This is a genomic window from Streptomyces sp. NPDC005820 (genome assembly GCF_040630255.1).
In the GTDB taxonomy this organism is placed as follows: domain Bacteria; phylum Actinomycetota; class Actinomycetes; order Streptomycetales; family Streptomycetaceae; genus Streptomyces.
Genome location: NZ_JBEXXE010000029.1, coordinates 114,320 through 133,916, shown reverse-complemented (window position 1 = coordinate 133,916; position 19,597 = coordinate 114,320). Strand labels below are relative to the sequence as shown.

General features: G+C 72.2%; 19 protein-coding genes and 1 pseudogene. 12 read left to right on the top strand and 8 right to left on the bottom strand.

Translation table 11 applies throughout. The annotated features are described in order from the left end of the window. Positions 1-264 precede the first annotated feature (264 nt). The gene (sucC, locus tag ABZ464_RS32175) at positions 265-1,443 is read left to right on the top strand and encodes an ADP-forming succinate--CoA ligase subunit beta (RefSeq protein ID WP_359282640.1); all 1,179 of its coding nucleotides are present in this window, start codon (positions 265-267) and stop codon (positions 1,441-1,443) included. Positions 1,444-1,464: 21 nt separating this feature from the next. Further along, positions 1,465-2,349 carry a succinate--CoA ligase subunit alpha gene (gene sucD / locus ABZ464_RS32170; protein ID WP_352349355.1) on the top strand — a complete coding sequence of 295 codons (885 nt, stop codon included), beginning with the start codon at positions 1,465-1,467 and terminating at the stop codon, positions 2,347-2,349. Positions 2,350-2,436: 87 nt separating this feature from the next. Here the strand turns inward: sucD and ABZ464_RS32165 are convergent, their stop codons facing one another. Further along, on the bottom strand, positions 2,437-3,279 hold the full coding sequence (locus ABZ464_RS32165) for an RNA polymerase subunit sigma-70 (protein ID WP_359282638.1): 843 nt from the start codon (positions 3,277-3,279) through the stop codon (positions 2,437-2,439). Between the two features lie 159 nt (positions 3,280-3,438). Between ABZ464_RS32165 and ABZ464_RS32160 the strand changes: the two genes are divergently transcribed. Next, on the top strand, positions 3,439-4,914 hold the full coding sequence (locus ABZ464_RS32160) for a DUF6350 family protein (RefSeq protein ID WP_359282691.1): 1,476 nt from the start codon (positions 3,439-3,441) through the stop codon (positions 4,912-4,914). Between the two features lie 58 nt (positions 4,915-4,972). On the opposite strand, the gene ABZ464_RS32155 is transcribed toward ABZ464_RS32160, so the two are convergent. Further along, complete coding sequence (locus ABZ464_RS32155) at positions 4,973-5,866, bottom strand: hypothetical protein (protein ID WP_359282636.1); 894 nt, start codon at positions 5,864-5,866, stop codon at positions 4,973-4,975. Between the two features lie 302 nt (positions 5,867-6,168). On the opposite strand from ABZ464_RS32155, the gene purN reads away from it, so the two are divergent. Continuing rightward, entirely contained in the window at positions 6,169-6,801 is a 633-nt protein-coding gene (purN, locus tag ABZ464_RS32150) for a phosphoribosylglycinamide formyltransferase (protein ID WP_359282633.1), read from the top strand. Then, a complete protein-coding gene (gene purH, locus ABZ464_RS32145; RefSeq protein ID WP_359282630.1) occupies positions 6,798-8,375 on the top strand; it encodes a bifunctional phosphoribosylaminoimidazolecarboxamide formyltransferase/IMP cyclohydrolase in 1,578 nt (525 codons plus the stop codon). The genes purN and purH overlap by 4 nt, the downstream gene beginning before the upstream one ends. Before the next feature lie 32 nt (positions 8,376-8,407). On the opposite strand, the gene ABZ464_RS32140 is transcribed toward purH, so the two are convergent. Continuing rightward, a complete protein-coding gene (locus tag ABZ464_RS32140) occupies positions 8,408-8,677 on the bottom strand; it encodes a hypothetical protein (protein ID WP_359282692.1) in 270 nt (89 codons plus the stop codon). On the opposite strand from ABZ464_RS32140, the pseudogene ABZ464_RS32135 reads away from it, so the two are divergent. Continuing rightward, a pseudogene (locus tag ABZ464_RS32135) lies at positions 8,642-9,745 on the top strand (transposase). The gene ABZ464_RS32140 and the pseudogene ABZ464_RS32135 overlap by 36 nt on opposite strands. 47 nt (positions 9,746-9,792) lie before the next feature. On the opposite strand, the gene ABZ464_RS32130 reads toward ABZ464_RS32135, so the two are convergent. Beyond that, positions 9,793-10,113, bottom strand: coding sequence for a hypothetical protein (locus ABZ464_RS32130; RefSeq protein ID WP_359282629.1), 321 nt, complete (start codon positions 10,111-10,113; stop codon positions 9,793-9,795). Positions 10,114-10,285: 172 nt separating this feature from the next. Further along, positions 10,286-10,906: a hypothetical protein gene (locus tag ABZ464_RS32125; protein WP_359282627.1), complete on the bottom strand. Its 621-nt coding sequence runs from the start codon at positions 10,904-10,906 to the stop codon at positions 10,286-10,288. Between the two features lie 209 nt (positions 10,907-11,115). Between ABZ464_RS32125 and ABZ464_RS32120 the strand changes: the two genes are divergently transcribed. The 6 genes from ABZ464_RS32120 (at position 11,116) to ABZ464_RS32095 (ending at position 15,962) form a co-directional block, all read left to right on the top strand. Further along, positions 11,116-11,970 carry a bifunctional methylenetetrahydrofolate dehydrogenase/methenyltetrahydrofolate cyclohydrolase gene (locus ABZ464_RS32120; RefSeq protein ID WP_359282625.1) on the top strand — a complete coding sequence of 285 codons (855 nt, stop codon included), beginning with the start codon at positions 11,116-11,118 and terminating at the stop codon, positions 11,968-11,970. After that, positions 11,960-12,433, top strand: a complete 474-nt coding sequence (locus ABZ464_RS32115; RefSeq protein ID WP_359282623.1) for a DUF3017 domain-containing protein — start codon at positions 11,960-11,962, stop codon at positions 12,431-12,433. Before ABZ464_RS32120 ends, ABZ464_RS32115 begins: the two co-directional genes overlap by 11 nt. An 89-nt stretch (positions 12,434-12,522) precedes the next feature. Further along, on the top strand, positions 12,523-12,972 hold the full coding sequence (locus tag ABZ464_RS32110) for a helix-turn-helix transcriptional regulator (protein ID WP_359282620.1): 450 nt from the start codon (positions 12,523-12,525) through the stop codon (positions 12,970-12,972). Positions 12,973-13,073: 101 nt separating this feature from the next. Beyond that, on the top strand, positions 13,074-14,027 hold the full coding sequence (locus tag ABZ464_RS32105) for a DUF2690 domain-containing protein (RefSeq protein ID WP_359282617.1): 954 nt from the start codon (positions 13,074-13,076) through the stop codon (positions 14,025-14,027). A gap of 323 nt (positions 14,028-14,350) precedes the next feature. Then, entirely contained in the window at positions 14,351-15,340 is a 990-nt protein-coding gene (locus tag ABZ464_RS32100) for a malate dehydrogenase (protein WP_359282616.1), read from the top strand. 136 nt (positions 15,341-15,476) lie between these two features. After that, complete coding sequence (locus ABZ464_RS32095; RefSeq protein ID WP_359282614.1) at positions 15,477-15,962, top strand: carboxymuconolactone decarboxylase family protein; 486 nt, start codon at positions 15,477-15,479, stop codon at positions 15,960-15,962. Positions 15,963-16,054: 92 nt separating this feature from the next. On the opposite strand, the gene ABZ464_RS32090 is transcribed toward ABZ464_RS32095, so the two are convergent. From ABZ464_RS32090 to ABZ464_RS32080, 3 genes are read right to left on the bottom strand one after another with little or no spacing between them, the layout of a single operon-like run. Then, the gene (locus tag ABZ464_RS32090) at positions 16,055-16,837 is read right to left on the bottom strand and encodes an aminotransferase class IV (protein ID WP_359282612.1); all 783 of its coding nucleotides are present in this window, start codon (positions 16,835-16,837) and stop codon (positions 16,055-16,057) included. 10 nt (positions 16,838-16,847) lie between these two features. Beyond that, positions 16,848-18,026, bottom strand: a complete 1,179-nt coding sequence (locus ABZ464_RS32085) for an FAD-dependent monooxygenase (RefSeq protein WP_359282609.1) — start codon at positions 18,024-18,026, stop codon at positions 16,848-16,850. Continuing rightward, entirely contained in the window at positions 18,023-19,597 is a 1,575-nt protein-coding gene (locus ABZ464_RS32080) for an AMP-binding protein (protein WP_359282606.1), read from the bottom strand. The genes ABZ464_RS32085 and ABZ464_RS32080 overlap by 4 nt, the downstream gene beginning before the upstream one ends.

Genomic DNA, 19,597 nt, shown 5'->3' with positions numbered 1-19,597 from the left:
CCGGGTCAACCCCAACCCGGTGAGGCCCCGCACACGCGACACTGCGTGCCAGTGAGCGCGACATCATGTGACAGGTATCACCGCTCAGGTGTGACCCTCGATTTAGGGGCCTCCTGCAAGCAGCGATAACCTGCGAGACGGACATGCCGCGCGCTCGGACACCGTGTGCGCCTCCCTTGTGACAGACGGCGGACGTCACGTTGCCCATCGCGGCACGCCCACGCATCCAACGAACCGCGAGATCACTGATAGGGACGGAAGCGCGTGGACCTGTTCGAGTACCAGGCGAGGGACCTCTTCGCCAAGCACGATGTACCGGTGCTGGCCGGTGAAGTCATCGACACGCCTGAGGCGGCCCGCGCAGCCACCGAGCGCCTCGGTGGCAAGTCCGTCGTCAAGGCCCAGGTGAAGGTCGGCGGCCGTGGCAAGGCCGGTGGCGTGAAGCTCGCCGCCACCGCGGACGAGGCCGTTGAGCACGCCACCAACATCCTCGGCATGGACATCAAGGGCCACACGGTCCACAAGGTGATGATCGCCGAGACGGCCCCGGAGATCGTGGAGGAGTACTACGTCTCCTTCCTCCTCGACCGTGCCAACCGCACCTTCCTCTCCATCGCGTCCGTCGAGGGCGGCATGGAGATCGAGGAGGTGGCGGCCACCCGTCCGGAGGCCGTCGCCAAGACGCCGATCGACGCCAACGTGGGCGTGACCCCCGAGGTCGCCCGTCAGATCGTCGAGGCCGCGAACTTCCCGGCCGAGGTCGCCGACAAGGTCGAGAACGTCCTCGTCAAGCTGTGGGACACCTTCATCAAGGAGGACGCCCTCCTGGTCGAGGTCAACCCGCTGGCGAAGGTCGCCTCCGGCGAGGTCATCGCTCTCGACGGCAAGGTCTCCCTGGACGAGAACGCCGAGTTCCGTCAGCCGGGACACGAGGAGTTCGTCGACCACGCGTCGGCCAACCCGCTCGAGGCCGCCGCCAAGGAGAAGAACCTCAACTACGTCAAGCTCGACGGCGAGGTCGGCATCATCGGCAACGGCGCGGGTCTCGTCATGAGCACCCTGGACGTCGTCGCGTACGCCGGTGAGAACCACGGTGGCGTCAAGCCCGCCAACTTCCTCGACATCGGCGGTGGCGCCTCCGCGGCCGTCATGGCGAACGGCCTGGAGATCATCCTCGGCGACCCGGACGTCAAGTCCGTCTTCGTCAACGTCTTCGGCGGCATCACCGCGTGCGACGAGGTCGCCAACGGCATCGTCCAGGCGCTGAAGCTCCTGGAGGACCGCGGCGAGGACGTCACCAAGCCGCTCGTCGTGCGTCTGGACGGCAACAACGCCGAACTGGGTCGTCAGATCCTCTCCGACGCCAACCACCCGCTGGTCCAGCGCGTGGACACCATGGACGGCGCGGCCGACAAGGCCGCCGAGCTCGCGGCTGCGAAGTAAGGGACGAGGGACACCACAGCCATGGCTATCTTCCTCAACAAGGACAGCAAGGTCATCGTCCAGGGCATGACCGGTGCCACGGGCATGAAGCACACCAAGCTCATGCTGGCCGACGGCACGAACATCGTCGGCGGCGTGAACCCCCGCAAGGCCGGCACGTCCGTCGACATCGACGGCAACGAGATCCCGGTCTTCGGCACCGTCGCCGAGGCGATCGAGAAGACGGGCGCCAACGTGTCCGTGCTCTTCGTACCGCCGGCCTTCGCCAAGGCCGCCGTCGTCGAGGCCATCGACGCCGAGATCCCGCTCGCGGTCGTCATCACCGAGGGCATCGCCGTCCACGACTCCGCGGCCTTCTACGCCTACGCGGTCAGCAAGGGCGACAAGACGCGGATCATCGGCCCCAACTGCCCGGGTCTCATCACCCCCGGTCAGTCGAACGCCGGCATCATCCCGGGCGACATCACCAAGCCGGGCCGTATCGGCCTGGTGTCGAAGTCCGGCACGCTGACGTACCAGATGATGTACGAACTCCGTGACATCGGCTTCTCGTCGGCGGTGGGCATCGGTGGCGACCCCGTCATCGGCACGACCCACATCGACGCGCTCGCCGCGTTCGAGGCCGACCCCGACACCGACCTGATCGTGATGATCGGTGAGATCGGCGGCGACGCCGAGGAGCGGGCCGCGGCCTTCATCAAGGAGAACGTGAAGAAGCCGGTCGTCGGCTACGTCGCGGGCTTCACCGCGCCCGAGGGCAAGACCATGGGCCACGCCGGCGCCATCGTCTCCGGCTCCTCCGGTACGGCCGCCGCGAAGAAGGAGGCCCTCGAGGCCGCCGGCGTCAAGGTGGGCAAGACGCCCACCGAGACGGCGAAGCTGGCGCGCGAGATCCTCGCCGGCTGAACAGCCGATCAGCTGAACAGCTGAACGTTCGTGGGCCCGTTCCCCGGGTGGGGGGCGGGCCCACGGCGTTTCGCTCCAAGGGCGGCGTCAGCGTGGTTGCGGTGCGAGTCGTTCGGGGCCGTTCGCCGGGCTCGACCGGAGCTTCTTGCGCAGCGCCGTCTGCTTCTTCGACAGGATGCCGGGAGCCGCCTCCGGGGGTACTCCCTGGACCGTCTTGCCCGGGGGGACCGGCGGGTCGTACCGAGTGGGGGCCGTACGCAGGGTCAGGGCCGTCGCACCGATGATCGTCACCGTGAACGCGATCGCCGCCCGGGTCCAGAAGCGGGCGCGGGCCTCACCGCCCGCCCGGACGGTCGCGGGGCGGGCCGCGCGCAGACGTTCCCCCGAGGCCAGCTCGGCGAGGCGCCTGTGCAGCGCGGCGGGGTCGGCCAGGAGGGGCAGCGACGCGGCGAGGGTCTCCCGCGCGTGCAGCAGACGGTGCGCGGTCGCCGGTGTGCTCGCCTCCGTCTCCGCCGCCGTCTCCGGCAGATCGAGGCCGACACCGTCGTAGAGGAGGACCGTACGGCGGTACGACGGCGGGAGCGTGAGGAGTACGGCGAGCAGGGCGCGGTCGGCGGCGTCGGCGGGCGGGGGTTCGCGGTGCCGGAAGCGGGGGCGGAACCGGTGCCAGGGGGAGAGCGCGTACTCGTGCGCGGCGGCCCGGACCCAGCTCGCCGGGTCGCGGTCGACGGCCACCTCGGGCCAGCGCTGCCAGGCGAGTTGGAAGGCCCGTTCGACGGATTCACGGGCGAGTTCACGGCGGCCGCAGAGGAGATAGCTCTGCCGTACGAGGGCGCGGGCGCAGAACCCGTACAGCGCGTCGAAGGCCTGAGCGGGCGTCAGCCGGGTGGGGGTGGGGGCGCCGGACCGGGGCGGCGGCGGGTTCTTCACGCGTACGCCCCCCGCATGCGGCGGCGCCGGGAGCTGCTTCGTACGAAAAATAACATAACCGTATTTTGAGTGACACGGCGATAGTTCGCCTGTTACGCCGGTAAAGCGCGTGTCGTTGGGACCATGGCGGGCGTGACGCCGTCTTCGCTCTCCTCCCGTATGCGTGATCGCTCACCGGGGCTCGTGGCCTCCGTGCTCGGCGGGGTCCTGGCCGCCGGGCTGGGGCTCGGGGTGTTCGCCGTGCTGGTGATGGTGCTGTGGATCAGTTCGCCGTATCCGGACAGCGGGCCGGGCGGGGCGCTGCATGTCGCCGCCGCGCTGTGGCTGTTGGCGCACGGGGCGGAACTGGTGCGCACCGACACGCTGTCCGGGGTGCCGGCGCCGGTCGGGATCACGCCGCTGCTGCTGCTGGTGCTGCCGGTGTGGCTGGTGCACCGGGCCGCTCGGGACGCGGTGGAGGGTGAGGGCGGGAGCGGGGGAGAGGAGCGGGGCGAGCCGGTCGGTGCGGCCGTCGGCGCGCGTACGGCGTGGGTGGGGGTCGTGGCCGGGTATCTCGGGGTGGGGATCGCGGTGGCCTGCTATGCCGCCGGGGGTGCGCTGCGGCCCTCGTGGGGGTGGACCGCGGTGTGTGTGCCGGCGGTGGCCGTGGTGGCGGCGGGGGTGGGGGTGTGGTCGGCGTGCGGGCGTCCTCGGGAGCCGTTCGAGCGGGTGGTGCCCCGGCGGGAGGGGGCGGACTGGGCCGCGGTGGCCGCGCGGGCCGCGGGCGCCGGGGCCGTGGCGTTGGTGGGGGGCGGGGCGTTGCTGGTGGCGGTGTCGTCGGTGTGGCACGCGGGCGCGGCGCGGGCGGCGTTCCTGCACCTCACGGAGGGGTGGTCGGGGCGGTTCGCGGTGTTGTTGCTGTGTCTGGCGCTGGTGCCGAACGCGGCGGTGTGGGGGGCGGCGTATGCGCTGGGGCCCGGCTATGTGCTGGGCGTGGGGCATGTGGTGACGCCGTTGGGGTCCGATCCGGCGCCCTTGCTGCCGCCGTTTCCGCTGCTGGCGGCGGTGCCGGAGGCGGGGGCGGGGACGGTGTGGAACTGGGCGGCCGGGGTGGTGCCGGTCGTGGCCGGGGCGGTGGTGGGGGTGTTCGTGGGGAGCGCGGGCGCCGGATCCAGCGGCGGGGTGGCGGAAGCCCCCGTGGAGGCGTGGTCGCGGTGGCGGACCGTGGGGGGTGTGGCCGTGGCCGGGGTGGGGTGCGGAGGGGTGGTGGGGGTGCTCGGCGGGTTGGCCGGTGGGGCGTTGGGGGTGGGCGCGATGGCGCGGTTCGGGCCGGTGGGGTGGCAGGTGGGGGCAGCGGTGGTGGTGTGGGTGGTGGGGGTGGGGGTGCCGGTGGGGTTGTGGGTGCGGCGGTGGCGGGGGCGGGGGGTCAGGGAGTTCTCTTGGACGGGGGTGGGAGCCGTGGTCGGGCGGCAGGGGGAGGCGGAGCAGGGGGCGGAACCGGAGTACGGGGGTGAGCCGTACGACTTCGACGCCGTGGAGGGCGAGGCGGAGGGAGACATGGGGGTGCCGTCGGGGGAGCCGGGGTGGCATGGCGACGGGGCCCGGGAGGCGCGATGGGCCGCACTGCGGGAGGCAGCGGGCGGGGAGGGGTCCTGAGCCGGCACCGAAAGAGGCACAGCCCCCGCGTGTTCGCGTGTTCGCGCCCGGGATCCCCTTACGTGTTCGCGCCCAGGATTCCCTTCAGTTCCTTCGGGAGCAGGTCGCTGCAGGACTGTCTGGCCTCGTTGGTGAGGGCGTCCTTGGTGCAGGTGTAGTAGTCGCGGTAGACGAGCTGGGCGGTGAAGGTCACGGCCACCAGGGCGAGGGCGAGCGACGCGGTGACCAGGCCGCTGATGGCCGCCGTGGTCTGGGGGCGGCCCGCCGGGGGCGCCGGGGTGTCGGGGTCCGGGGTGCGGGGCTTGGTGCGCAGGGCGCTGATGCCCCAGTTCAGGGCGAGGGCGCCGAGCAGCAGGGCCACGTACGGCCAGCCGAAGAGGGCGAAGAAGAAGGCCCACATGCCGCACAGCAGCGCGTAGCGGGCGCGGCGCTGGGCGGGGTCGGTGGGGTCCCAGCGGGGGTTGGGCGTGGGGGGCGGGCCCTCGGGACCGCCGCCGGGGCGCTCGCCGAAGCCGCCGCCGTTGGAACGGCCGGGCTGCTGGTCGCTCCACTGGCCGCCCCACGGGGAGCGGCCGCCGTCGGGGGAGTCGCCTCCGCCGTTCGGCGGGCCCCAGGGGGCGGGCGTCTCGCCGCCGCCGTTCGCCGGCCGGCGGGGCTGCCAGGGGCGGTCGGGGGTGCCCTCGGGGGGAGGAGCGAACGGGTTGTCCTCGTCTCCCTGGGGAGAGCCGCCCTGGGGTGTGCCGTCTTCCCGGCCTTCCCGGCCTTCCCGGCCTTCCCGGCCTTCCCGGCCTTCCCGGCCTTCCCGGCCTTCCCGGCCTTCCCGGCCTTCCCGGCCTTCCCGGGGCTTGTCGGACTCGGGAGGCGATGACGGGCGCTCGCGCAGCAGGGCGCCGCGCTCTCCCGGCACGGGCTGCGGGGGGAGCGGGTGGAGTCGCAGGCTGCGGTCCGGCATCAAATGAGCGTCTTCCCCTAGGTGAAACGACTGTCCAGCTTCGGCTTTCGGTGAGCTCTCGGAGTGGGAACGCACCGCGCGGGCACCGCGTTCCCGATCCCGCTCCTCGCAGACGCTACCTTCCGGCCACGCCCCCGTCCCGTGGGGGCCGCCTCGTGTGCCGGTATCGTTGCTGACGGTCGGCTGCTTCGTAGGCTTCCCCGTATCCGGGGGCGCGATGCATTCGTACGAACGTACAAGTCACGCGTTCGCCCGTCGCCGTCGGCCGTGCGCAGCTGCTTCCCCGAGAAAGGGTTCTCCCCGTGGCCGCCAAGCCGTCCGTGGCCAAGCGCCTCGTCGTGCTGGTCTCCGGATCCGGTACGAATCTGCAGGCACTCCTCGACGAGATCGCCGCCACCGGCGCCGAGGCCTACGGGGCCGAGATCGTCGCCGTGGGAGCCGACCGGGACGGGATCGAGGGGCTCGCCCGCGCCGAGCGGGCCGGCATCCCCACCTTCGTGACGAGGGTCAAGGACCACGGGAGCCGGGAGGAGTGGGACGCCGCCCTCACCGAGGCCGTGGCCGCCCACGAGCCCGACCTCGTCGTCTCCGCCGGGTTCATGAAGATCGTGGGGAAGGAGTTCCTGGCCCGCTACGGGGGGCGGTTCGTCAACACGCACCCCGCGCTGCTGCCCAGCTTCCCCGGCGCGCACGGTGTGCGCGACGCGCTGGCGTACGGGGCCCGGGTCACGGGCTGCACCGTCCACTTCGTCGACGACGGTGTCGACACCGGACCGATCATCGCCCAGGGCGTGGTCGAGGTCCGGGACGAGGACGACGAGAGCGCTCTGCACGAGCGCATCAAGGAAGTCGAGCGAAGGCTGCTCGTCGAGGTCGTGGGGCGGCTCGCCCGCAACGGCTATCGCATTGAGGGACGAAAGGTAGTTATCCAGTGACCGCCCAGACCACCGAGAGCAGCTCCCAGCGGGCGATCCGGCGCGCGCTCGTCAGCGTGTACGACAAGACCGGTCTCGAGGAGCTGGCCCGGGGGCTGCACGAGGCCGGTGTCGAGCTGGTCTCGACCGGGTCCACCGCCTCCCGGATCGCCGCCGCCGGCGTCCCCGTCACCAAGGTCGAGGAGCTGACCGGCTTCCCCGAGTGCCTGGACGGCCGCGTCAAGACGCTGCACCCCAAGGTCCACGCGGGCATCCTCGCCGACCTGCGCCTCGACAGCCACCGTGAGCAGCTCACCGAGCTCGGCGTCGAGCCGTTCGACCTGGTCGTCGTCAACCTCTACCCGTTCCGCGAGACCGTCGCCTCCGGTGCCTCCGACGACGAGTGCGTGGAGCAGATCGACATCGGCGGTCCGTCGATGGTCCGTGCCGCGGCCAAGAACCACCCGTCGGTCGCCGTCGTCACCAGCCCCGCCCGCTACGGCGACGTCCTCGCCGCCGTGCAGGGCGGCGGCTTCGACCTCGCCGCCCGCAAGCGGCTCGCCGCCGAGGCCTTCCAGCACACCGCCGCCTACGACGTGGCGGTCGCGTCCTGGTTCGCCTCCTCCTACGCGCCGGTCGACGAGTCGCGCTTCCCCGACTTCCTCGGCGCCACCTGGGAGCGGGAGAACACCCTCCGCTACGGCGAGAACCCGCACCAGCCCGCCGCGCTCTACGTCGACGGCAGCGGCGCCGGCCTCGCCCGTGCCGAGCAGCTGCACGGCAAGGAGATGTCGTACAACAACTACACGGACACCGACGCCGCGCGCCGGGCCGCGTACGACCACGACGAGCCGTGCGTCGCGATCATCAAGCACGCCAACCCCTGCGGTATCGCGGTCGGCGCCGATGTCGCCGAGGCGCACCGCAAGGCGCACGCCTGCGACCCGCTGTCGGCCTTCGGCGGCGTCATCGCCGTCAACCGGCCCGTCAGCAAGGAGATGGCCGAGCAGGTCGCCGAGATCTTCACCGAGGTCATCGTCGCGCCCGACTACGAGGAGGGGGCCCTGGAGGCCCTCGCCAAGAAGAAGAACATCCGGGTGCTGAAGGCGCCGGGCGCCCCCGCCAACCCGGTCGAGGTCAAGCCCGTCGACGGCGGCGTCCTGCTCCAGGTCACCGACCGCCTCCAGGCCGACGGCGACGACCCGGCCCACTGGACCCTCGCGACCGGCGACGCCCTCGGCGCCGAGGAGCTGGCCGAGCTCGCCTTCGCCTGGCGGGCCTGCCGGGCCGTGAAGTCCAACGCCATCCTGCTCGCCAAGGACGGCGCCGCCGTCGGCGTCGGCATGGGCCAGGTCAACCGGGTCGACTCCTGCAAGCTCGCCGTCGAGCGGGCGGGCGAGGAGCGGGCGCGCGGTGCGTACGTCGCCTCGGACGCGTTCTTCCCGTTCCCGGACAACATCGACGTCCTGGGCGCCGCCGGGGTCAAGGCCATCGTGCAGCCGGGCGGTTCGGTCCGTGACGAGCTGGTGGTGGAGGCCGCGCAGAAGGCGGGCATCACCATGTACTTCACCGGGACGCGGCACTTCTTCCACTGACCGGCGCGTACGAGGAGGCGGGCGGTTCGGCATCATGCCGGGCCGCCCGCCTCGCGTTCTGAGGGACAGGTCAGCGACACCGAACAGGCCGAGGACGTTCCCCACTTGGCGGAGCGGATGTTGCTGTCGGGGCTGAAGCCGTTGTTGAGCATGTTGTCGGCCAGGTAGTCAGCGAAGTACTCGCCCGGCGCCAGACAGCCGTAGCCGCCGCCGTAGTCGCGGCGCGGAGCGTCGCCGTATCCGGCTCCTGGCGTGGGGCGCCCGGGATGGCGCACGTGGGGGTGGCTATGGAGGGCGGTCATGCCCGGTACACGTACCGGCTGCGTGTGTCGGCCACTGCCCGTACGGCTCTGGTGGCGGAGTGGGGCCGGTGCCGGTGGGTGTGGAACGAGTGTGTCGCCAAGTCCAGGGCCGTACACCTGCACAACAAGGCCACCGGGCAGAAGGTCGCGTGCGGCCCGGCGCAGCTCGACAGGATGCTGACCGAGGCCCGCGCCCGTACGCCGTGGCTGCGTGCGGGCTCGTCGGTCCCGCAGCAGCAGGTCATCCGCGACTTCGGCCGCTCCCGCGCGAAGGCGCACAAGGACATCACAGAGTGCCTGCCCATGGCACGCCGGGCCGGGATGCCGGGGTGGAAGACCAAGCGCGAGGCGCTGTTGACCCTCAACTACACCCGGCGCGGGTTCCGGCTGAAGGACGGCCGGCTGCACCTGGCCGGGGGGCATCGTGGTGACGGTGGTGTGGTCGCGGAAACTCCCGGCCGAGCCGTCCTCGGTGCGCGTGTACCAGGACGGCCTCGGGCACTGGTACTGCTCGTTCGTCGTGCCCGCCCAGGTACAGCCACTGCCGGAGACCGGCCGCGTACTCGGTGTCGACTGGGGCGTGAAGGAGACCGCGACCACCACCTCCGATGCCCATGACCTGCCGCACGCCGGGCACGGCAGGAAGGCCCGGACGAAGCTGAGCCGGTACGACCGGATGATGGCCGCCGCAGGCCGCAGAAGGGACAGCCCGGATCGAAGGGCTACCGCGAGGCGACGAGGCTGCGGGCGAAGGCGTACAAGAAGGTTGCCAGGCAGCGTGAAGACACCGCGCGCAAATGGGCCAAGAAAGTCGTCCGCGACCACGACGCCATCGCTGTCGAGGACTTCCGTCCGAAGTTCCTGGCCAGGACCACCATGGCCCGTAAGGCCGCGGACGCCGCCATCGGCGCCACCGAGCAGGCCCTGATCGAGATGGGCCGCAAGCACGGGCGGGACATCCCACGGGACAAGAACTCCGCACGCGTGATGCTCGTCCGGGCTGGTCTCAACCCGGCTGGTGCCGATGGCAGAAGACCTCTTGGGGCGCTGCTCCAGGAGGCGGCCTGAGCCAGGAATCCCCTCCCTTTAGGGAGAGGAGGGTTCAACTTCTTGTACTACGTCGACCAGTACGTGGCCGTGATCAGCAGGCGGCGGCCGGGGTCCGGCGGGCGATGCCGTACTCCCCGGTGGACGCGGTGGACGCGGTGGACGCGGTGGCGAGGTCCGGGTCGAAGTCGCTCTCCGCCCAGCATCGCTGTGATGAGGAGGACCAGGCTGACCTCTCGCGGGAAGCATGCGTGCACGTCGACGATCAACCAGCGGTACCGCACCTGGACGCCCCGGTCGGTGCGTAGTTCGGAGGCGCTGTACACGGCCGCGGAGTTCTCGTCGTCCTGCGGCGGCCCCTGCCGGAGTCCGTCCCCTGGGTGAGGCAATCGCCGAGGACCGCTACGGCCGCGGTCGCGGCGGCCGAACCCAGCCGGCGGGCGGTCATGGGCCCCTCTGAGGCAGGCGACGGGCCGGGGCCGTGTCACGACGTGACACGGCCCCGGTGAGGAATGGCGAGAAGACGCCGCTGCGGCGGCGCGGGACCGCCGGGACGGCGGCTCAGTAGCGCGGACGGTTGAACCAGTCCCCGCTCCTGATCATGGCCACCATGATGGTGATGCCGAAGGCGAGCGAGATGAGGCCGCCGAGGGCGCCCGAGGCGGCCGTCTCCGAGACGCCCTGCCCGATGTTGACGAGGCTGCCCAGGATCATCAGCGAGGCGTAGATCATCGTGCCGATGCGGATGCCGCCGCGGCCGTTGCGCATCTTCACGCCCAGGAAGATCGACAGGCTGCCGAGCGCCAGCATCAGCACCGCGACCCCGGCGACCACCCCGGCCACCAGGCCCGTGTCGGTGTCCGCGTCGCCCGCGACGGCGAGGAGGATGCCGAAGATCACGGCGGCCAGGAACTGGAAGCCCGCGAGGATGAACAGCAGCACCCGGGCGGTCGTGACGAGCCCCGGCATCTGCATCGGCATCTGCATCGGGTAGCCGTAGCCGTAGCCCTGCGGGACCGGCGGCGCCTGCGGGTAGCCCTGGCCGGGCTGGGGAGCGGTCGGGTACCCGTAGCCGGGCTGCTGGGCGGCGGGGTAGGACGGGTAGCCGGGCTGCTGCGGCGGCTGGCCGGGCTGCGGCTGCTGGGGCGGGCCGTAGGGGTTGTTCGGGTCGCCGAAACTCATGGCGCTTCTTCCTCCGTCGGTCGTCGAGTGCGGGGACGGCGGGCGGCGCACTGCGGAGGAAGATCAGAGATGCGGTGCGTCCCCCCGGTACTGCCCGCGGCACTGTGGCGTCAATCGTTCTGCAATGGCCGGTTTCTTGTCCAGTTCCTTATGCGGCGGCTTCGGGGCCGGATTGGAACCGGGAGGCCGTCATCCGGGAGGATGGGGTCATGACCGCCCAGATTCTCGATGGCAAGGCCACCGCGGCCGAGATCAAGTCAGAGCTGGCCGCCCGTGTGGCGGCGCTGAAGGAGAAGGGCGTGACGCCCGGCCTCGGCACGATCCTCGTCGGGGAGGACCCCGGCAGCCAGAAGTACGTCGCGGGCAAGCACCGCGACTGCGCCCAGGTCGGCATCGCCTCCATCCAGCGCGAACTGCCCGCCACCGCCACGCAGGAGGAGATCGAGGCGGTCGTCCGGGAGCTCAACGACGACCCGGCCTGCACCGGTTACATCGTCCAGCTGCCGCTGCCCAGGGGCATCGACGAGAACCGCATCCTGGAGCTGATGGACCCGGCCAAGGACGCCGACGGCCTGCACCCCATGAACCTCGGCCGGCTCGTCCTCAACGAGCCCGCCCCGCTGCCCTGCACCCCCAACGGCGTGCTCACCCTGCTGCGCCGGTACGGCGTCGAGATCAAGGGCGCCGAGGTCGTGGTCGTCGGCCGCGGCGTCACCATCGGCCGCCCGATGCCGCTGCTGCTCACCCGCCGCAGCGAGAACGCGACCGTGACCCAGTGCCACACCGGCACCCGCGACCTCTCCGCGCACCTCAGGCGCGCGGACATCGTCGTCGCCGCCGCCGGGTCCGCCCATCTGATCCGCGCCGAGGACATCAAGCCGGGCGCGGCCGTCCTCGATGTCGGTGTCTCGCGCGACGCGGAGGGCCGGATCAAGGGCGACGTCCACCCCGACGTCCGCGAGGTCGCCGCCTGGATCTCCCCCAACCCCGGTGGCGTCGGCCCGATGACCCGTGCCCAGCTGCTCGTCAACGTGGTCGAGGCGGCGGAGCGCAGTGCCGGCTGAGGACACCCCCGGCGAGGCCGAGGACATCGAGGTGCGGGACCCCGTCAGCGCGCCGGACGCGGACGGCGTGGTCCGTCGGCACACCCGTCGCTTCCCGCTGTTCACCAAGGACACCGCGCGCCCCGAGGGCGCGGGGCGGGCCGCGGCCGGCGACGCGCTGGCCGCGCGGCAGTGGCCGATCATCGCCGTGCTGGGGCTGGTCGCCGTCGGACTGCTGGTGACCGCGTTCGACCAGTTCCGGGCGGGCACGATAGTGATCGGCGTCGGGCTGCTGACCGGGGCGGTGCTGCGGTGGCTGCTGCCGGGGGTGGGGATGCTGGCCGTGCGGTCGCGGTTCACCGACATCGCCACGTACGGGGTGTTGGGGGCGGTGATCGTGTTGCTGGCGTTGATGGCCCAGCCGGATCCCTGGGTGCAGGTTCCGTTTTTAAAGGACACGCTGCATTTCACCGTCAGTAGCTAGGTGATCGGGGCGCCGTCCTCCTCCCGGACGGGAACCGGGCGGGCGGCCGGTGTCGTCCCGTCCATGGGATCGACGAGGAGGTGGGCGGGATGGGCGCCTGGCAGCCGCTGCCGGACGGGCTGCCGCCGGAGGTACGGCACTTCGTGGAGCTGTTGCGGCAGCTGAAGGACGGCACGGGCCTGAGCCTCGCCTCGCTCGGCGCCCGCACCGCGTACAGCAAGTCCTCCTGGCAGCGCTATCTCAACGCCGTCCAGCCGCCGCCCCGGCAGGCCGTCGCCGCGCTGTGCCAGGTCGCCGGGCTGACCGGCGCGGACGCCGAACGGCACGTCGTGCGCTGGGAACTGGCCGTGGAGGCCTGGCCGCGCCCGGCCCCGGCGAACCCCGGCGAGGCGTACGAGGACGATCCCACCGTCCCCTGGTGGGAACGGCTGGACGAGCCCGAGCCGGCCCGCCCCGCCGGGCGGCTCCTCCTCCTCGCGGTCCTGCTGCTGCTCGCCCTGCTGCTCGCGGTGGTCGGCGGAGCCATGGCCTTCGGCTGAGAACCCCTGACAGTTCGGGACGGTTCGGGTTTGTGGTCCGAATCATCTGGACATCGGGGCTAACGTGGCCAAAGGGGGACCTGGCGGAGGGAGGGGGCTCCATGCCTCGTTGGCGGGATCTGCCGGACGAACTCGATCCGCAGGTGAGGGAGTTCGCCGAACAGCTGCGCAGGGTGGTGGACCGGGCCGGGCTGAGTCCCGGGGCGGTCGCGGACCGGACCGGGTACAGCAGGGCCTCCTGGGAGAAGTACCTCGACGGCCGGCTGATCGCCCCGAGGGGCGCGGTCGTCGCCCTCGCCGAGGTCACCGGGACCCCGCCGGCCCACCTCATCACGCTGTGGGAGCCGGCCGAACGGGCCTGGAGCCGTGCGGAGCTGCGGCACCAACAGACCGTGGACGACGCGCGGATCGTTCGGGCGCGAGCCGCCCCGGGCGAGTTCGGGCCGCCGGGGAGCGGACAGCGGGGGCCGGAGCGCTCGGTGGCCGTCCCCGGGGTCGCGGGGCCGGCGGGGGTGTCGCCGGCGCTGCCCTCCGACACCGCCGGGGGAGCGGGGCGGGGCGTTCGTGCGCGGCGGCCGGTGCTGTTCCTCGCCGGAGTGGTGGGGGTGCTGGTCCTCGCCCTGGGCGCGTTCCTGCTGACCGACGCCGTGGTCCCGGGGCGGACCGCCGACGCCTCCGGCTCGCCCTCCCCGTCCGCCCGGACGAGCGCGGCCCTGCCCTCCGGGGTGCGGTGCGCGGGCGCCGGCTGCACCGGCAAGGACGCCGAGCGGATGGGGTGCAGCGGTGACCTGGTGACCACGGCGAAGAGCGCGCCGGTCGGACCGGCCGTGGTCGAGGTCCGCTACAGCGAGACGTGCGGCGCGGCCTGGGGCCGGATCACCGGGGCGGTACCGGGGGACGTGGTCCGGGTGACCGTCGGCTCGCGCCGTGAGACCGGGACCATCACCGGCGACGGCGAGACGATCGCGTACACCCCGATGATCGCCGTACACGGCCCCGACCAGGCGAAGGCGTGCGCGGTGCTGGCCTCGGGCGTGCAGGGGTGCACCGGCTAGCGCCTCCCCGGGGAAGAAAAAACGGGCGCGCAGGAATACCCGCCTCCGCGCTGGGCACGCGAACGGTACCCCCACGGGAGTCCGGCACGACCCGGTACCCCCACCCGGCGGCCGCCCGGTTCCACCTCTCCCGGACCGGCGGCCGCCATTTCCGTGTCACGGGCCGGGGCTGTGGGCTGGGCCACACAGCCCCGGACGTCCGGGATCCCGGATGCGCGATAGCCTGACCGCTGGATGGATCTCTTGATACCAAGAGATCGATCATTTGTACGTCCCATCCGGGGCAGGGACGCCCCACCGACAGCTGTCATACGGAGAACGCCATGACCCGCACTCCCGTGAACGTCACCGTCACCGGCGCGGCCGGCCAGATCGGTTACGCCCTGCTCTTCCGCATCGCCTCCGGCCAGCTGCTCGGCGCGGACGTGCCGGTCAAGCTGCGCCTCCTGGAGATCACCCCCGCGCTGAAGGCCGCCGAGGGCACCGCGATGGAGCTCGACGACTGCGCCTTCCCGCTCCTCTCGGGCATCGACATCACCGACGACCCGAACGTCGCGTTCGACGGCACCAACGTCGCCCTCCTCGTCGGCGCCCGCCCCCGCACCAAGGGCATGGAGCGCGGTGACCTCCTCTCCGCCAACGGCGGCATCTTCAAGCCGCAGGGCAAGGCCATCAACGACCACGCCGCGGACGACATCAAGGTCCTCGTCGTCGGCAACCCGGCCAACACCAACGCGCTCATCGCGCAGGCCGCGGCCCCGGACGTACCGGCCGAGCGCTTCACCGCGATGACCCGCCTCGACCACAACCGCGCGCTGACCCAGCTCGCGAAGAAGACGGGCTCGACGGTCGCCGACATCAAGCGGCTGACCATCTGGGGCAACCACTCCGCCACCCAGTACCCGGACATCTTCCACGCCACGGTCGCCGGCAAGAACGCCGCCGAGGTCGTGAACGACGAGAAGTGGCTCGCCGAGGACTTCATCCCGACCGTCGCCAAGCGCGGCGCCGCCATCATCGAGGCCCGTGGCGCCTCCTCGGCCGCCTCCGCCGCCAACGCCGCGATCGACCACGTGCACACCTGGGTCAACGGCACCGCCGAGGGCGACTGGACCTCCATGGGCATCCCGTCGGACGGCTCCTACGGCGTCCCGGAGGGCCTGATCTCCTCCTTCCCGGTCACCACCAAGGACGGCGTGTACGAGATCGTCCAGGGCCTGGACATCAACGAGTTCTCGCGTGCGCGCATCGACGCGTCGGTGAAGGAGCTGGAGGAGGAGCGCGAGGCGGTGCGCGGCCTCGGCCTCATCTGAGCCGTTCTGCAAACGGCCGACGGGCCCCGTTCCGGATTCCGGAGCGGGGCCCGTCGGCCGTCGTAGAACCGGTCCAGTTCTTCAGGTCCCCCACAAAGCGGCTCCGGAATACGAATTCGCGGATATAGTCGACTCCATGAGCAACCGTGACCAGATATCCCGTGTGGCCCTGAAGAAAATCACCCCCGACGTCTCCTCGGCGATGGGTTCCCTGCATGCCGCCGCCGTCGCCGCGGCGCAGGACGCGAAAGTCGAACCGGAAATCCTGGAGCTGCTCAGGATCCGCGCCTCGCAGCTCAACGGCTGCGCCTTCTGCCTCGACATGCACACCAAGGACGCCCGCGCCGCCGACGAGACCGAGCAGCGGATCTACGCCCTGAACGCCTGGCGGGAGACCCCCTTCTTCACCGAACGGGAGCGCGCCGCACTGGCGTTGACCGAGGCCGTGACCTTCGTCGCCGACGGACACGTGCCGGACGACGTCTACGCGGAGGCCGCCGAGGTCTTCGACGAGGCGCAGATCGCGGCGCTGATCTGGGCGGCCACCGTCATCAACGCGTACAACCGCATCGCGATCGCCACACGCATGGTCCCGGGGGCTTATCAGCCCGCGAAGAAGTAACAATAAAAAAGGCACACGGAATTCGGGCATCGGCTTTCAGTGTCGATGCCCGAAGTTTTTCCAAGTCTCTTCAGGGATTGTGCTCGGGGATTTCAGTCGTCCGGCAGCGGCTCGCTCAGTCCCTCCAGCCATTCCCGCCATTCCACCGCCCGTGACGCGGGACCGGCCTTGATGTCCGCCCCCGTCCAGCCCGTCACCGGGCGCAGTCCGTGCAGGGCGTTCACCGTCCACACCTCGCGGCCGTCCAGCTCGGCCACGGTCCGCTCCCGGCGGTCGACCCGGAGGCCCTCGCGCACCGCCCGCTCCAGGACCAGCGCGGTCGTCACCGAGGCCAGCAGCGGCAGCCGGGACGGGGGCAGGCACAGGGTGTCGCCCTCCCACCACAGCACCCCGGCCGTCGGCGACTCCAGCACCACCCCGTCCGGCCCGACCAGCACCGCCTCCTCGGCGCCGGCCCCGGTCGCCCGCGCCCGCACCTCTGCCAGTACGTCGAGATCGGGGCCCTTGCGCCGGGGCGCGGTGCGCGGGTCCCCCTGGCCCACGGCCCACAGCCGGATCTCCGCGCCCAGCGGCGGGGCGTGCCGCAGCCGCAGCCGCAACTCCATCGACCCGGCGGCGAGTTCCACCCGGGGGAACCACTCGCCCGTGCGCGGCAGCGCGGCGGTCACGTCCTGCCAGAACTCCACCAGCCGGCGCGGCCCCGGCCCCCCGCACTCCCCGCAGGCCCGGAGGAAACGCTCCCGGTGACGGTCGTAGGCCCGCACCCTCCCGTCCCGCACCAGCCACGAGTCCGCGGCGAGCAGCGGGCCCCCGGCCGCCGGGACCGGTGTCAGCCCGCCGCCGGGCGACCAGCTCAGCAGCCCTTGCGCACTCATCCCGTCCTCCTCAGTACTTGCCGCCCGCCGCTGCCGGCGCCCCGTGCCGGGGACCGTACGGCGCGTGCTCCAGCCATGATCCGCACGAGGGCAGCACGGGCGCGAGCGCCGCCGCCGCGCGTTGCCGCAGCCGTACGATCCGCCGGTGCGGGCGCAGATGGCCGAGCGCGATCCCGGCCGCCTCGCTGTTGAACAGCCCGGCGGCCCGCCGTACGTCCGCGAAACCGTCCACGGCGGCGGCGGTCCCGGCGGCGATCGCCTCCGCTGCCGCCGCCGCGTCCGCGATCCCGCTGTTCATGCCGCGTGCCCCGAACGGCGGGAAGAGATGCGCCGCCTCCCCGACCAGCAGCACCCGCCGGTGCGGGTCGGTGAAGGAGGCCGCGACCTTGCGCAGGAAGCGGTACGTCGACACCCACAGGATCCGTCCGTCGTACCCGTCGCCCACCACCGAGGGGAGCCAGCGGCGTACGGCGTCCTCCGTGCCGTACTCCTCCTCCCGGTCGTCGTCGAAGCACTGGAGGTCCACCTGGAAGCCGCCGGTGAACGGCACCCGCATCACACTGCGGCCGCCGACCCCCGGATGCTCGTAGTGGAAGACCCGCTCCAGCGGCAGCTCGGCGCCCGGCACGTCCGCGACGTCGACCACCACGTGGAAGCCCTCGCCCCGGGTGCCCTCCATGGCGATGCCCAGCCCGTGCCGGACCGCCGAGCGCGCCCCGTCGGCCGCGACGGCGTACCCCGCGCTCCACTCGCGCCCGTCCTCACCGGTCAGCGAGACGCCTTCGCCGGAGGTGCGGACGCCCGTGATCCGCGCCCCCCAGACGAACTCCACGCCCGCCCGCTCGCACGCCCCGCGCAGAAAGCGCTCGGTGTCCACCTGGCGCAGGCTGGTGAACGGCGGCAGCCCGGACGGGGGCGGGAAGGTGCGGGAGTACACCTCGCGGCCCCGGTACAGGGTGCGGCGGGTGTGCCAGGTACGCCCGTACTCCGTGATCTCGGCGGCCAGGCCCGGGGACATGCCGTCGAGCAGCCGCAGGGTCTCGCGGTGCACGAACAGGGCCCGGCTGCCCGGCCGTTCACGGTCCTCGGGGTCCGCCTCCAGCACGGTGACCGGGAGCCCGTGCGCGCGCAGGCCCAGCGCGGCCGAGAGACCGACCGGGCCCGCGCCCACCACGATCACAGGGTTCACGCGTGGACGCTTTCTCGCGCCTCGGCCAGCATCCGGGTGATCTCCACCCGCTTCACCTTCCAGGTGGCCGTCATCGGCAGCTCCTCGAACCGCCACTGCCGGGGCTCCGCCATCTTCGGCAGATCGGCCGTGGCCTCCGCCCAGCGCTCGGGGTCCAGCGGCCGTTCGCCGCGCACGCACACCACCGGGACCGGTTCACGGTCCGCACCCGGCACGATGACCACCTCACGCAGCTCCTCCAGGCGGTCCATCAGGGTGTCCTCGACCTCGAGATTGCTGTGCACGGCGTCGATCTGGTCGACCTCGCGGTCCATCAGGTACAGCGCGCCCAGCCGGGTGCGGTAGCCCATGTCGCCCATCTGCCACCAGCCGTCGCTGAGCTGACGGTCGTACTGCTCCTGCATGCCCAGATAGGTGAGGATCCGGCCCCGGGTGCGGGCCTCGATCCGGCCGGGGGTGCCGGGCCGCAGCCGCTCGCCGTCCGGGCCGGTCACCCGGACCCGGGTGAAGCCGGGGATGCCGGTGCCGACCCGGCGGCCGTCCGCGCGGGCCACCGAACGCCGGGTGAACCACTGGAACGCCACCGGGCCGCTCTCGCTCTGCCCGTACAGCTGGATCAGCCAGGGGCTGCGCCGCTTCGAGGCGTCCAGCAGCCGGCGTACCGTGCGCGGATGGATCGCGTCGAACGTCGAGCCGTACGACTTCACCCGCGACAGCGGGGCGCCCGGCGCGTCGGCCAGCTCCTCCCACAGCACGAACGTGTTGGGGTGCGTCTCGACGATCCCGGGGCGGTGGCGGGCAAGGAGCGGGCCCACGGACGCCGGGTCCGGGTCGGTGATCAGCAGCAGCGGGCTGCCGAAGTGCAGCAGCACACCGAGCAGATGGTAGAAGCGCGAGTGCACGAACGACATGTGCAGCGCCGCCACCTCGCCCCGGGTGGGCCAGCCCATCGCCTTCTGCGGCACCAGCCGGTTCCACATGGTGTTCGCGCAGTGCACGGCGAGCTTGGGCACGCCGGTGGTGCCCGAGCTGTGGGTGATCAGGGCGGGTTCACGGGGGTGGAGGCGTACGGGCCGGGGGGTCTGCGCGCCCGCGTACTTCTGGAGCGACTCCGCGCCGGGCGTGTCGGCCACGGTGAGCGTGCGCCGGACCAGGCCGTCGAGGTCCTGGTCCTTCAGCGGGCCGTCCAGCTTCGCCCCGTCGGTGACCAGCCAGGGCCGCTGGAGGCGGGCGAGCAGCTTGCCCACCACCTCGCCCGCCAGCCCGGGCGACAGCAGCACCGGCACCGCGCCGATCCGGGAGATCGCGCAGGTCAGCAGCACGATGTCGACGTTGTCCGTCTTGTGGACGACGACCTGCTCGGAGGGCCGTACACCCGCCTCCCACAGCCGCCCCGACAGCTCCTCGACCACCTCGGCCAGGATCGTGTAGCTGAGGGCCGTGCCGAGGTCGGGGTGGGTGTCCAGCGGGCGGTCCAGGGTGACGAACACGGCGCCGTGCCGGTCCGCGGCCCGGCGGAACATCGGGCCCAGGTAGAACCCGCGGTCGGTGAGTACGGGCTGCTGAGGCAT